Origin of the sequence: Mesorhizobium sp. CO1-1-8 (assembly GCF_020164875.1) — a bacterium.
Lineage (GTDB): Bacteria > Pseudomonadota > Alphaproteobacteria > Rhizobiales > Rhizobiaceae > Mesorhizobium.
This window is the reverse complement of the sequence record NZ_JAIUGZ010000003.1, coordinates 160384-172515: the sequence shown is the minus strand read 5'-3', so window position 1 is coordinate 172515 and position 12132 is coordinate 160384. Positions and strand designations below refer to the sequence as shown.

Below are 12132 nucleotides of genomic sequence, written 5' to 3'. Positions count from 1 at the left end.
TTTTGATCAGTCGGCTTACCCGCTTGGTCATCCAGCGAGCGCGCTCGGCCAAACAAGCTCGAAGACAACAGCCAAAGAACAAGCACAGAGCGGTCAGCAAATTTAGGAGTGCAATTCATTCTGACGCCGATGCTTATTGCGTGACAACTGATAAAGAACACGCTTAACTCTTCCCGGTAGATCCGGTCGGAGGGGCGCATATGAATCGGGGGGCTATCGTCCGCGCTTTGGTCGCGCTTTTTGTGTGCGCCTGGATCGCCGGCTGCGGAACAACGACGCCGAAGATCCAGGAGTTCTGGGGTACCTACCAGGATGCCGGGTTCATCGAACAAAAGCTTGTCGGCCAGGTGTCATGTGAGTTGAGACAGGCTGTCTATAAACTCTATCACGACAATCCGGCTCGCTATTCATTCCTCAAGGACTGGCTTGCACAGGTCGAGTTGCTCTTGACGGTTGAAGAGAAGAGCGCCCTCAGCCCAGGCGCCATGCTGATTGATCCCGGTCCGACGCAGACATTCTCGTTGGGCGTTGGAGGAAGCTGGGCCAATACCGCGACCCGGGCCGACAAGATCTACGTTACCTACAAAGTGAACGACTTCATCAACTTGAAGAAGCATGATTACGACTGCCAGCCCGAGCCGAACAGAGCCAGCCTGTTCATTCAAAGCGATCTGCACCTCTATGACTGGCTACGCGGTGCAATCAGTGTCGCGGTGGCCGAAGGACCCGAGAGCAACGTCGGTGCAACTGCCAAATTCGCCGGCCGCGCTGACGCCCTCTCGCATGACATTAAATTTCAGATCGTAACGAGCGGGAATGTAACACCAACCTGGAAGCTTGTGCGCTTCGCAACGACGAGCTCGCCCTTCGCGAGTGCCAGCCGCGATCGGGCTCAGGAGCTCATCGTTACACTGGCGCCCCCTGACAAGGCCCATCCCGACCAACTTGGTCCGATTGGCACCAATTCCAGCCTTTCTTCGGATCTAGCTGCTGCTGTGAGGAGATCGACGCAATGACAAACCGAAAGGACAAGCCGACCAAGATCGATATCGACCGTGACGATTTACAGAAGCGCATCGACAATGGCGATGACGTGTCGAAGCACGTTCAAAAAGCCGCCAAGGCGCTCGGCCCGAAGGGTTTGCACACCCAGATCACGTTGATGCCGGGGAAAACGTCCGGTACGATTGTCGGGTGTATCAAAATTGATCCGCACACCGGTCAATGCGTGAACTACCTGCACTTTGACGACCCGATGGGACACGTACTGGGCAAAATGCTACTGAACCATTTGGAAAACCAATAGGCTTGGCGGCGTAGACCACGAACCGCACTCCCTCCACGCAAGGAGGCAATCAGTTCGCCCCGTTGCGGCACCGCGTATGGCATCCCGGTAAAGTTCAACGCCCAATCAAGACTGCGATCTTGGTCGAGCAACAGATGGCGGAGCACGACAATGAGCCTGTCCATGTCGCCGAATCCCGACGGCACGATAACTGTCACTTGCGGAACCGATTCCCTTACGATCGCTCCGCCAATTGCGCCGAAGCCGAGGACATCGGCCGATATTCCAGTCCTTTGGCCAAACGGAGGGGCGACGGCTTCGATCATCGCTAAAGGGAACGCGAAGATAAGAACGGTCCCCGTTCCGTCCGGCAACGACCTCGTGAAAGCGATCAAGGAACAATACACGCTGTATGTTGAGGCGTCGGAACCGACCGTTTTTCAGTTCCATGTGAACGGCTCCGGGACACTAAGTGTCGAGGAGATCAACAAGGCGCTTTCGGATCTGGGGAATCCCGAGTGGATGGGAACGCAGATCAAGCTGACCGGCCCCCATGATGAGTGAGGCGCCTGCTCCCGATCCTTATGCCACGGCCAAAGCCAACCTGCGTGATACGATCAAGTGGCTCGCGACGAGCCTGGCCGCGGTCGGCGCGGCAGTCATTGCCGGAGCATCTATCAACGGATTGGCGGCGCTAAAAGGTGAGGCTCTCTATTGGGCGGTCGGGCTCGGCGCAGTTGGTCTTCTCGGGATCCTGGTTGCAATCGGGGTTATGTTAAGCCTGTTGACGTCCAACGTCTTTTATTTCTCGGACCTCACGACAGCCGGCAACGCGGTCGCCGCAGCCATCGATCAACATGCCCAGGACATTCTCTCCCCGCAGACACCAACCATCGCAGCCTTGGTGCAGTACCGGCAGGATGCGATAAGGGACATGCAAGCGGCGGCGCCTGGAGACCCATTGTACGCGGCTGCTTTCAAGAAATGGACCGCCGCCGACGATCTGATCGCTCGCGTTACGAACCTGGGGCAGTTTCTTTTCCTTCGCCAGAAGTTTGAAGAGCGTCAGCCCCTCTTGTTTTTCCTCACGATCGTCATCATTGGAGCGCTTGGGGGCTACGCACTGCTTGCTGGCAGCAAGTCGAGCCTCGAGGCAGATTTTGCGCCGAAAGCTGTTTTCCGGCCTGGAAATAACTGGGCTGACGCCGCCGCATCCCTTTCGAATGCCTGCGGAGGCAACCCGCTGAGCGGAGTCATGCTTCCCAAAAAGAGCTTTGAAGGATGGGTTACTGTTCGACTGGCGGAGCCGGGCAAGTGCAGTGGTCTCGAGCTGACAGTCCCAGCCTCTTTGGTGCAACTTGTCGGATCCTAGGGCCAGCTGTCGAATACGCGAAAACCGCATCATCAAGACAGGGCTTATATGATCGGCAATGCTGTTTTGCACATATCCCATTCGTCTGGTTGGAAGCCAGCTGCTTTCGTTCGGCATCGTCGACGATGCGGTGGTCGTATCATTGCAGCCCGACCTTCAAGTCGCGCAACACTGGCGCAAGCCCGAATTCCTTGAGAAGTGGTTTGTGCGTCACCGCGTTGAGTTTGAGAATGGCTCGATCATATATCGCCAAGTTTGTCTCACCGTTGAGCCTCGAAGGGTAAATGATTCCATCGGGCTGCGTCGGGTGGTCATGAATCGCGATTGACCAACGTCGCGCCAGACTTTGCAACGACCCACGGGCGACATCGCTCGGAATTCCCATTCTCAGAGGACCGTCGCCGCGTAAGTCGACGAGCGACAAGGCCCTCATTACCTCGATAGCACCATAGCTGCGCACGGCGAGATCGTTTTCGTCGAGTAAGAGATGATCGACACGCGCATCGCCTTGGTCACGCAGCACTGCCTCGACAAAGCAGACCTTCAAGCTGCTGCCGAGATATAGAACGCCGAAGCGATTGGCAGCCGCACGGCGGCGAGGATCGCTGAACCGGCTTGGGGTCTTGCCGAATCCGAGCGGGTCCTTGAAGTGCGTGAAGAAGATGCGCCCGAATTGCGCGCCCGCATCGACTGTAGCAGTATCCAGCGCGACAGCCGCGAACTTCGACGGAGGATCTAGCCCGGGCACTCAGGCGAAGCTGCCGTCGGCAATGCTGTCGGCAACTGCTAGCGCCTCATCCGCTTTGCCACACCGCAAAGCCTCGCGACCAGTCAGGCCGTCGAGTTCTGGATGGGACTGGACGAGAAATCGATACACGGACCAAGGGCCGCCGCCTAGCCGCTCGAAGAGACGCGGAAGTGCCGCAAACGGCTTTCCGTCTTCCCCTACCTGCCAGGCCGGAAAGCGAAAGCCGCGCTTCGCGCCATCGAGACCCAGCACCTGGTGGTTTTGCCGTTTAGTGTTGACCGTCATTCGACTGATGCCTAGCAGCGTGGCGAACTTATCCGCGCTCAGCATGTCCTCTCGAGCAAGGATAGATGCTGCCTGCACTCTCCCGCGGCCACGTGCCTCATCGAGCGCTGCGGCCAAATCGTTGGCGGTATCTGCCATCGGCTCTTCCATCGGAATGACGGTAGTGTCGCCCGTTGGGTCAACCTTGACTCGGAAACTCACCGCTCGACCCGCCGCCTGGCTTTCGGCCATCGCCTTGCCATAACCGGCGAGTAGTGCTTTCACTTTGCTTGGCCTTGCCGAAATTACCTCGACAATGTTGCGCGGCGCGCGGAAAGTGACTCCGGCGACGCCCTTGGGCAACGCCACTCCTTCCGCATTCGTCATGAATGCGGTTGTGAGCATCGCTGGTGAAGAATTTCGGGGCGACCGCTTGGAGTCGCGCCGGCTTGGTTGGGTCTTGATGTTGGCCATGTCGCACCTCTTGGCCCCAATATGGCTCTATTCGTCAAGCTCGTCAAGTTTGTAAAAGTCGTCCAATTCGTTTTCGTGCCCGGCGCTCGGATACGTCCGGTTCGGCCCGGAGCCTTTGAGAGGCTTCCGTGCCCGAGGCGACATCCATGCCCTCTTTATTGATCCGAAAATCGTCGGCGGCCCGAATTTGTTGACGGGGTCCTCCCTCATGCAAGTTCGTAAATCGGCACGGTCGGGGCGTGGACGTCGATCACCTTCACGACGCTGGCGGCGAGAGGAAGATGCCCCTTCTCGGCCTCCCACACCTGCCGAAATCGCTGCACGGTTTCGGCGGCGGTGTCGACGACAAGCTTCTCCGGCAGGAGCGCCTTGGCCGCTAGATGCCGGAGCTCATCCGCATCGAACTCGGCCATCTTCTTCGTCCGGGAGAAATTTAGGGCCGCCGTGTCCTCCCCCTCCATATAGGCGATGGTCGACACCAGATCGTAGGCCGGCGCGAGCGCGGCAGTGCGCCGATCGGGATAGATCAGCGACCAGTTCTTGAGGTGCATGTCGCCATTGCCGATCAGCGCGCTGAACACGAGGCGGCGGATGAACTCGGCGGCGCCGACATCCCCTGCCTCAGTGCCAATGACGCGCGCGATGTTGGCGTAGCTCGCGCGCTTGTATTTGTCGTCGGGGAAGACCCCGAAGACCTGCGCGAAATCCTCAATGTGAACGGGACCGTCGGCGGTGCGGTCGAAGCGGCTGACAGCAAGCGCCTGCCCTCTCAATTCACCCACTCCTTCGGGAATGCCGGCGATTGCATCGAGATCGACCAGGTTGATAATGGGCACCTCCATGCCGATCATCCCGGCGATCGTCATCATCGAAAATTCGTTTTCCGGAACGCCGGTGAACTGCTGGGACGGGAGCTTAACGATCCACGATCCGCCGACGCCCTCGGCGGGAATGGTCAGGCCGCCGCCCTTCCCTGCGTTCTGAAACGCGGAGAACTTGAGCTGCACACCAGCGAGCGAAAACCGCAGCGCATTGGGTTTGGCGTTCTTCGGAAGATCCTCGTCATCACCAGGTGGAAGGCCATCACCGGCCGCGGGATGGATCGAGAGTGCTCCGGGCAGGTCGAGCCCCAGCACCCAGAGGAGGAAGAATTCGCGCTGCTGATTGACCCCGGCCCGCTCGGCGAGATAGCGACGCAAGCCGCCCTCCGGCAACAGGTTCGAGAAGAATGGCGGCACGACCCTTTGTGTCGGGCGGATCTTGGTAATGAGGCCGCCCAGGTCGTCCTTGAATGACAGGCTAAGGGTCGGTCGATGCGGATTCTCGACGTAGGCTTCGTTGAACGCAAAGATCGTCCGATCACCCTGCAAATGGGTCAGAGTGCCGATAGGCTCGTCGTAGAGCCGCACATCGAGAACCGAGACGTCAGGCATCGACGTCCCCATCGTCCAGCGAATAGGCGGGCCGCGGCTCCGACGGAGCGGGATGGGCGATCGAGTTGCGCAGTCGCTGCAGGTTCTGCGCGATATCACGGACGATAGGCGCTGCCTGCGCGCTCGCCTGGTAGCGCTCGAGCCGCGCGATAAGTTCGCGCACCAGCTGCGTCTCCTGGTCACTGAGGTTCACCCGGCGTAGAAAGCGCAGCGTATCCTCGATGCGATCCAGATCGGCCGAGCTTCCGTAAAGGTGCTTCATTTTCTTGACCAAGCGCTCGGCACGGGCAAAACGCTTGTCGTTTGGCTGGCCTGCATGGATATGCATGTCGGGCGTTGCCTGGGCCTTCACCAAGCCCAACACGGCAGGCACGAGCTTCTTCGGGACAAGCATGACCTCGAGATCAAGCGCGCGGGTCAAGTCTATGAAGCTCGACAGTCCCGGCTCCATCTTGCCGCTCTCAATTTGGGAGATGTGGCTCTGCGTCAGCCCAGCCCGCTCGCTGAGCGCGCGCTGGCTAACGCCGGAGGCCTCGCGTATTTCGCGCGCTTGCGCGATCAGGTTTTCGCTCTGGTAGGCCATGATGTAGAATCCGGATCAAAAATGCCAAATTGATCAGGATATTATATCTAGCGCGATGCCCACTCTCTGTCAACAGGGTGATATAGCATAGTGATCATATTGGGTCATGATATATAATTCTGTATGAATTTATGCAGCCGGCTATCTTGGACCCGGCAACAAATTCCAGTCGCCTTCAGCAGCTTTGAGACCTCGACGCGTCCCTTTCCTCCCGGGGAAGTCTCCATCCCGGCGTCAGCCGCGCCGCGCAGCAGCCAAAGCAAATGAGGGCGTACAAAGCGCAGACGATGAAATGTCCGCCGCACGGACATTGTCATTTCATCGTCGAGCCGGTTCGTGACGCCGAGACCGGTTCAACAGGGCGGCCTAAGGAGCGTCAGCATAGCGCCGCCGCAGGCGGGATGCGGGGCAGACCGCCCCCGGCAAGGCGTGCCACATGACTTCAATGGGCAGCCTGTCACGTCTGGCCGCCGGCAGTCGAACATCACGAGACGATAGGAGGCTAGCGGCAGGCAGACTTCTACGAACGACATGCGGCGCGTTGCGCCCGGTACCATCAATTCAATAATGGGTAGGCGTTGAACGCCCTACAAGGTGTTAGCGCTGTCCGCTTGCTATGAACTGAAATATGGATATGTCGTGCCTAGGAGAACATTCGGAGATTTGTCGTGACCCACGCACGGCTCGCGCAATCGAAAGAGCTCTCAGGTTTCATCTGTAGCTTGCAGGTCAGGATTATCGAAGCCCGTCGGACATCAGTGGCAGGGCCTTCTGCACCGTGAAGATCGTCCCCTTCACATTGATGTCGAAGATCTGGTCGTAGTGCTCCGGCGTAATCTCGCCGAGCGGTGCGAACGCACCGGTCCCGGCGTTGGCGAACAGGATGTCGATCCTGCTGCGTTGGGCTTTCACCGTCTCGTACAGCCGGTCGAGGTCGGACAGATCGGTTACCGAGCCCCGAACGGCGCGCGCCGAGGAGCCCAACTGCGGCGACGATGCTTTTCCGCTCGCCTAAAGTGCAGTTCCGGCGGGCAGGTCTACGCCTGCCCGCCAATGCCTTGGTCTGGCCATTCGCCGGCGAAGATCAGGGCAGCGCGCTTGTGTCGGTCATGGTGGCTCTAGCGTGAGTACCGGAGGGCTTGAGGCCCGATTCTATACCTGTATCCGTAGCTGACCGAAGACGACGAAGCCGCATAAATGTCGACTTTCTAATGTGCAGGAGCCGCTACCGAAGCCTTCAAGCAGGTCGGCGATATCATGTCTGCAATCGCGGACAGATTCTGTGCGCTGGCGCTACTGCAGTCCGGCGGCATCGCCATCGCAGACCAAAGTCACGGTCCCTTTGATCGGCGACGGTTCCAGGTAAAATCATGCCCCCTTAGACACACCTTGTTCGACAACCCGCACCCCTTCTTCCCAGTTGGAGGAGACCGGCGCGAAGAAATGTTCGGTGTCCCGACTTGATCGGCCAGCGTCGACAGGCTCAACTCGACGCCTTCGCGGTGGTGCCGGTTGAGAGGCTGGTGTTGGCCGAACTTCTCGAACAGCACCATCGCAAGCAAGTTCGGCCCGGCAAAGCCGCGTGACGTGACGTAGAACGGCGCCGGCGGCTGGGTGATCGCCTCGCACTGCCGGCAGGAGAACTTCTCGTGCACCGTCTGGATTACCTTCCATTGGCGCGGGATCACCTCCAGCGTCTCGGTGTAGCGCCAGTGGATCGATGAGGTCGAACAGATGCTTGAACAGACCAGCATAAGAACCGTTGTAGACCGGCGTCGTAACGATCAATGCATCGGCCTGTTCGACAGCCTCCACCACATTCAGCGCCTCCGGCGTCAATTCGTGCCGGTTGACCGCAAAGTCTTCGGACGTTCCAAAGCGAAGTTTGCCGCTGAGTGTCGGCCCGCTGAGATAGGCAAACCCAGCATCGCTTCCCCGTCGGCGGTGAGTTAGAACAGAGTGGGTATCGCGCCGAACAGCCGCCGGCCATTCAAGCTTTTCGCGGAAGCGGCCGTCACGAAAGTCCGTAGCAGTGTCAGCTCGAACATGGGCGCACTCTGTTATTATCACATTTCTCGATAACTGTAATCGCGGAATGCTGCATTCACAATAAACGCCCCCCCTGATACTCGTAAGCTGCGTTCTACATCTCGGCAGTCACCTAGGCCGGCCGGAGCAGTAAGAGAAGCAAATGAAGTGGGTCAGGTATTCCACGAAAACCGAACATGGGTTCGGAGTCCTCGTGGATGGCATTGTTGAGATCTATGGCGGCGACATGTTCGCCAACCCGATCAAATCGCAGCGGACGGTCGATCTTCGATCAGTCAAAATTGAGGTGCCCTGCCTGCCGAGCAAGATGATCGCGCTGTGGAACAATTCGCATTCGGTCGCTGCCGTTCAGAGCCTTGATACTCCCACCGAGCCGCTGTTCTTCATCAAGCCCGCCAATTCATACGCGGCGGATGGCGACGAGATCGTGTTGCCGATCCCAGGCGTCGGGCGGATCATCTATGAGGCCGAACTTGGAATCGTCATTGGCAAGCAATGCAAGGACGTCTCCGTCGAAGACGCTGGATCGGTGATTTTCGGCTACACCTGCGTGAATGACCTGACGGCGCTTGCCCTGCTTCAGGCAGAGGCCGGGTTCACCCACTGGAGCCGAGCAAAGGGCCTTGACGGTTTTGGGCCGTTTGGACCGGTGATCGCGACCGGGCTCGATCCTGCCGAACTAACCATCCGGGCACGGGTGAACGGCCGCGAGCGTCAGGTTTACACCACCAGCGATCTGATCCTTGCCCCTGCTTCTATCGTCAGCCTCGTCTCGCGTGGAATGACACTATACCCGGGCGACGTCATCGCCTGCGGGACGTCCGTTGGCGTCGGACCGGTTCCGAAGACGGGGACAGTTGAAATCGAGATCGACGGGATCGGAATTTTGCAAACCCATCTCCGGTCGGTCGATCATGCGGTGTCAGAATGAAAATTTGTGTCGTGGGTGCTGGCGCGATCGGCGGTCTGCTAGCCGCTAAGTTGGCCGCATCGGAGCAAGATGTCACCGTAATCGCACGTGGTGCGCATCTAGAGGCGATAAAGGAAAGCGGCCTGCAGCTGGATCGCGACGGGGGCGAAACGATAACCGCCAAAGTCGCAGCGACCGACAACATCCTCGATATCGCCAAGCAGGACCTGATCATTCTCGCCGTCAAGGCGCATCAGGTAGCCGCTACCGTCGAAAACCTGCCCTCGGCGTTCCACGACAATACCGTCGTGATGACGGCGCAGAACGGCATTCCATGGTGGTATTTCGACGGCATCGGAAGCCCATATGCCGGCCGAACGCTGCAGAGCGTCGATCCTAAGGATAAGATACGGACGTTTCTGCCTATCGAGCACGTCATCGGCTCGGTGGTCTATCCAGCCGCCGAAATCACCGCTCCAGGCCGGGTCAAACATCTCGAGGGCAACCGCTTTTCGCTTGGCGAGATCGACGGCAGCGACACGCCGCGCATAGCCGCTATTTCCGAGGCGTTGCGGGAGGCCGGCTTCAAGGCACCGGTCCTTACCGACATCCGCTCCGAGATATGGACGAAACTGTGGGGCAATCTGACATTCAATCCGATTAGCGCGCTGACGCATGCGACACTGGTTGATATCTGCCAGCATCCGCAAACGCGGGCGCTTGCTGCCGACATGATGGCCGAGGCGCAGGCCGTCGCCGAAAAGTTGGGCGTCCGTTTCAAAGTATCTCTCGAGCGCCGCATTGCCGGGGCCGAGGCGGTAGGGGCGCACAAGACTTCCATGCTGCAGGACGTCGAAGCTGGGCGGTTCCTGGAAATCGATGCGTTGCTCGGCTCCGTGGTCGAGCTTGCCCGGTTGACCGAGACGCCGACACCGCGCCTCGACGCGATTTTTGCCTGCACAAAACTTCTTCAACAGAGCCTCGGCAATGCGGGCGGACGCCTGCGCATCGAGCCAAACTAAGGGACGGCACTATGCCTGATACGATCTGGAATCTGCTGTCGTCCGGCGCTGATGATGCGAACGCTATCGGTGCACCTGAAGCTTCTCTGCTGACGTTTTCTGCTTTGCGCGAACTCGTGCGCAACCGTGGCGCCGAATTGAACCGGCGTGGCATCGGGCGCAACAGCCGGGTCGCCATCGTGCTGCCGAATGGCCCTGAAATGGCCACGGCCTTCCTGACCGTAGCGGCCGTGTCAACCGCCGCGCCGCTCAATCCATCCTACCGGCTGCAGGAATTCGAGTTCTATATCGCCGACCTCGGCGCCTCCTTGCTCATTTGCCAGGAAAACAATGCCACCCCGGCCCGCGAAGCGGCGGCAAAGTTGGGTGTTCCGATCCTGGAGATCAAACCGGACGGCTCCGGAGTTCCGGGACAATTCACGTTTATCGGCCTGGATAATGGGGACAATGCCGCGCCGATTTTCGCCGAAGCCGACGACGTTGCATTGGTCCTGCACACGTCAGGCACGACGTCAAAGCCGAAAATTGTCCCGCTCTCCCAGCGCAACGTCACAAAGTCCGCCGGCAACATCGCCAGCACACTCGAACTCGCCAGTAACGACCGGTGCCTGAACATCATGCCGTTGTTCCACATTCACGGCCTGATCGCGGCCTTGCTTGCGCCGCTCTCGGTTGGTGGGTCGGTTTGGTGCTCGTCCGGATTCAACGCGCTCAAGTTCTTTTCGTGGATGAATGAGGCGGCGCCCACCTGGTATACGGCGGTGCCGACCATGCATCAGGCCATTCTTGCGCGCTCCGCTTCGAACCGGGCGATCATCGAGCGGCATCCGCTGCGCTTCATCCGGTCGTCGTCGTCGGCCCTGCCGCCGCAGGTTACTGTCGAGCTCGAAGCCGTGTTCGGTTGCCCCGTGCTGGAAGCTTACGGCATGACCGAAGCTGCGCACCAGATGGCCAGCAATCAGCTGGGTGACGTTGCTCGAAAGCCAGGCTCGGTCGGCCGGGCTGCCGGGCCCGAAGTCGCGATCATGGGAGACGACGGCAACCTCCTTGGCACAGGCCAACTGGGCGAGATCGTCATCCGTGGGCCGAATGTCACCGCCGGTTACGAAAACAATCCGACCGCCAATGCGGCAGCTTTCTGCAATGGCTGGTTCCGCACTGGCGATCAGGGCACGCTCGATGAAGACGGCGATCTTCGCATCGACGGTCGCCTGAAGGAGATCATCAATCGTGGCGGCGAGAAGATTTCACCGCGCGAGGTCGATGAGGCGTTGATGGATCATCCGGATGTTGCGCAGGCTGTCACCTATGCGGTGGCGCACGACAAGCTGGGAGAGGATGTGGCTGCGGCAATTGTCCTGAGGGAAGGCGCCAAGGTCACGGACCGGGAACTAAGGGATTTTGCTGCCAACCGCCTCGCACCCTTCAAGGTGCCCCGCAAAATCGTATTCCTGGCAGAAATACCCAAGGGTCCGACGGGCAAGCTGCAGAGGATAGGTCTCGAGAAGGTGATCTCCGAATTGTCGCCCGATCGCTGTTCCTAAGCAACCAGATACTGAAGGCTACGAGAAAGCTTAGCGGATCGTGGGGCAGGAGAATGATGCTCACCGCCTGCCCAACGAAAAGGATGTTGGCCATGGGTACGCCGTTGGCAACGCTTTTCTGGATATTTGCGAACAGAAGCGTCGTCGTGTCAGCGTGGTTGAAACCGAGCAATTTCGAAATGAGCCTGACAGCGCCCGACGCGAGCGCCAGCATCGCTGTCGCAAGAAGCACAAGGTAGAGCAGGTTCTGCATATCGATCTTGCTCCAGGCGCCGGCAACCATGCCCGCTGAAAGGGCCGAATAAACGATCAGTAGTATCGATCCACGATCGCCGACGGTCGTCACCCGCTGTTGCGTTCCAACCAAGCGCTGATAAAGGGGCGTGCCAGTTGACCGGCTGCGAAGGCACCCGCCTAAGGAGCGTCAGCATAGCGCCGCCGCAGGCGG

12 protein-coding genes and 2 pseudogenes are annotated in these 12132 nt (G+C 59.2%); 7 read left to right on the top strand and 7 right to left on the bottom strand.

Going from position 1 to position 12132, the window contains the following annotated elements; all coding sequences use genetic code 11:
* The first annotated feature begins 200 nt into the window (after window positions 1-200).
* The 4 genes from LB558_RS07265 to LB558_RS07250 all read left to right on the top strand — a co-directional run bounded on the left by LB558_RS07265 (window position 201) and on the right by LB558_RS07250 (window position 2657).
* Window positions 201-1016, top strand: a complete 816-nt coding sequence (locus LB558_RS07265; protein ID WP_224696908.1) for a hypothetical protein — start codon at window positions 201-203, stop codon at window positions 1014-1016.
* Window positions 1013-1306: a hypothetical protein gene (locus LB558_RS07260; protein ID WP_224696907.1), complete on the top strand. Its 294-nt coding sequence runs from the start codon at window positions 1013-1015 to the stop codon at window positions 1304-1306. Before LB558_RS07265 ends, LB558_RS07260 begins: the two co-directional genes overlap by 4 nt.
* Window positions 1307-1456: 150 nt before the next feature.
* On the top strand, window positions 1457-1849 hold the full coding sequence (locus tag LB558_RS07255) for a hypothetical protein (protein ID WP_224696906.1): 393 nt from the start codon (window positions 1457-1459) through the stop codon (window positions 1847-1849).
* Window positions 1839-2657 (top strand): hypothetical protein, encoded by an 819-nt coding sequence (locus LB558_RS07250; RefSeq protein WP_224696905.1) that lies wholly within the window; start codon window positions 1839-1841, stop codon window positions 2655-2657. Before LB558_RS07255 ends, LB558_RS07250 begins: the two co-directional genes overlap by 11 nt.
* 139 nt (window positions 2658-2796) lie before the next feature.
* Here LB558_RS07250 and LB558_RS07245 read toward each other — a convergent pair whose 3' ends face one another.
* From LB558_RS07245 to LB558_RS07220, 6 genes and pseudogenes are all read right to left on the bottom strand, one after another.
* Complete coding sequence (locus LB558_RS07245) at window positions 2797-3405, bottom strand: RES family NAD+ phosphorylase (protein WP_224696904.1); 609 nt, start codon at window positions 3403-3405, stop codon at window positions 2797-2799.
* Window positions 3406-4143, bottom strand: coding sequence for an XRE family transcriptional regulator (locus LB558_RS07240; protein ID WP_224696903.1), 738 nt, complete (start codon window positions 4141-4143; stop codon window positions 3406-3408).
* A gap of 206 nt (window positions 4144-4349) precedes the next feature.
* A complete protein-coding gene (locus LB558_RS07235; protein ID WP_224696902.1) occupies window positions 4350-5576 on the bottom strand; it encodes a type II toxin-antitoxin system HipA family toxin in 1227 nt (408 codons plus the stop codon).
* The gene (locus LB558_RS07230) at window positions 5569-6159 is read right to left on the bottom strand and encodes a helix-turn-helix domain-containing protein (protein WP_224696901.1); all 591 of its coding nucleotides are present in this window, start codon (window positions 6157-6159) and stop codon (window positions 5569-5571) included. The genes LB558_RS07235 and LB558_RS07230 overlap by 8 nt, the downstream gene beginning before the upstream one ends.
* Window positions 6160-6903: 744 nt before the next feature.
* A pseudogene (locus tag LB558_RS07225) lies at window positions 6904-7158 on the bottom strand (SDR family NAD(P)-dependent oxidoreductase); the annotation flags it as partial.
* 455 nt (window positions 7159-7613) lie between these two features.
* Window positions 7614-7862, bottom strand: a pseudogene (locus tag LB558_RS07220) (IS66 family transposase zinc-finger binding domain-containing protein); the annotation flags it as partial.
* A 488-nt stretch (window positions 7863-8350) separates the two neighbouring features.
* On the opposite strand from LB558_RS07220, the gene LB558_RS07210 reads away from it, so the two are divergent.
* From LB558_RS07210 to LB558_RS07200, 3 genes are read left to right on the top strand one after another with little or no spacing between them, the layout of a single operon-like run.
* Window positions 8351-9139 (top strand): fumarylacetoacetate hydrolase family protein, encoded by a 789-nt coding sequence (locus tag LB558_RS07210; RefSeq protein ID WP_224696900.1) that lies wholly within the window; start codon window positions 8351-8353, stop codon window positions 9137-9139.
* The gene (locus LB558_RS07205; protein ID WP_224696899.1) at window positions 9136-10140 is read left to right on the top strand and encodes a 2-dehydropantoate 2-reductase; all 1005 of its coding nucleotides are present in this window, start codon (window positions 9136-9138) and stop codon (window positions 10138-10140) included. Before LB558_RS07210 ends, LB558_RS07205 begins: the two co-directional genes overlap by 4 nt.
* A gap of 11 nt (window positions 10141-10151) precedes the next feature.
* Window positions 10152-11684 (top strand): acyl--CoA ligase, encoded by a 1533-nt coding sequence (locus LB558_RS07200; protein ID WP_224696898.1) that lies wholly within the window; start codon window positions 10152-10154, stop codon window positions 11682-11684.
* Here the strand turns inward: LB558_RS07200 and LB558_RS33150 are convergent.
* Complete coding sequence (locus tag LB558_RS33150; protein ID WP_224696897.1) at window positions 11566-12030, bottom strand: bile acid:sodium symporter; 465 nt, start codon at window positions 12028-12030, stop codon at window positions 11566-11568. The genes LB558_RS07200 and LB558_RS33150 overlap by 119 nt on opposite strands.
* Window positions 12031-12132: the final 102 nt, after the last annotated feature.

Coding starts and splice junctions, on each gene's coding strand:
- LB558_RS07265 (WP_224696908.1), top strand. CDS start 201: ATGAATCGGGGGGCTATCGTCCGCGCTTTGGTCGCGCTTTTTGTGTGC.
- LB558_RS07260 (WP_224696907.1), top strand. CDS start 1,013: ATGACAAACCGAAAGGACAAGCCGACCAAGATCGATATCGACCGTGAC.
- LB558_RS07255 (WP_224696906.1), top strand. CDS start 1,457: ATGAGCCTGTCCATGTCGCCGAATCCCGACGGCACGATAACTGTCACT.
- LB558_RS07250 (WP_224696905.1), top strand. CDS start 1,839: ATGATGAGTGAGGCGCCTGCTCCCGATCCTTATGCCACGGCCAAAGCC.
- LB558_RS07240 (WP_224696903.1), bottom strand. CDS start 4,143: ATGGCCAACATCAAGACCCAACCAAGCCGGCGCGACTCCAAGCGGTCG.
- LB558_RS07235 (WP_224696902.1), bottom strand. CDS start 5,576: ATGCCTGACGTCTCGGTTCTCGATGTGCGGCTCTACGACGAGCCTATC.
- LB558_RS07230 (WP_224696901.1), bottom strand. CDS start 6,159: ATGGCCTACCAGAGCGAAAACCTGATCGCGCAAGCGCGCGAAATACGC.
- LB558_RS07210 (WP_224696900.1), top strand. CDS start 8,351: ATGAAGTGGGTCAGGTATTCCACGAAAACCGAACATGGGTTCGGAGTC.
- LB558_RS07205 (WP_224696899.1), top strand. CDS start 9,136: ATGAAAATTTGTGTCGTGGGTGCTGGCGCGATCGGCGGTCTGCTAGCC.
- LB558_RS07200 (WP_224696898.1), top strand. CDS start 10,152: ATGCCTGATACGATCTGGAATCTGCTGTCGTCCGGCGCTGATGATGCG.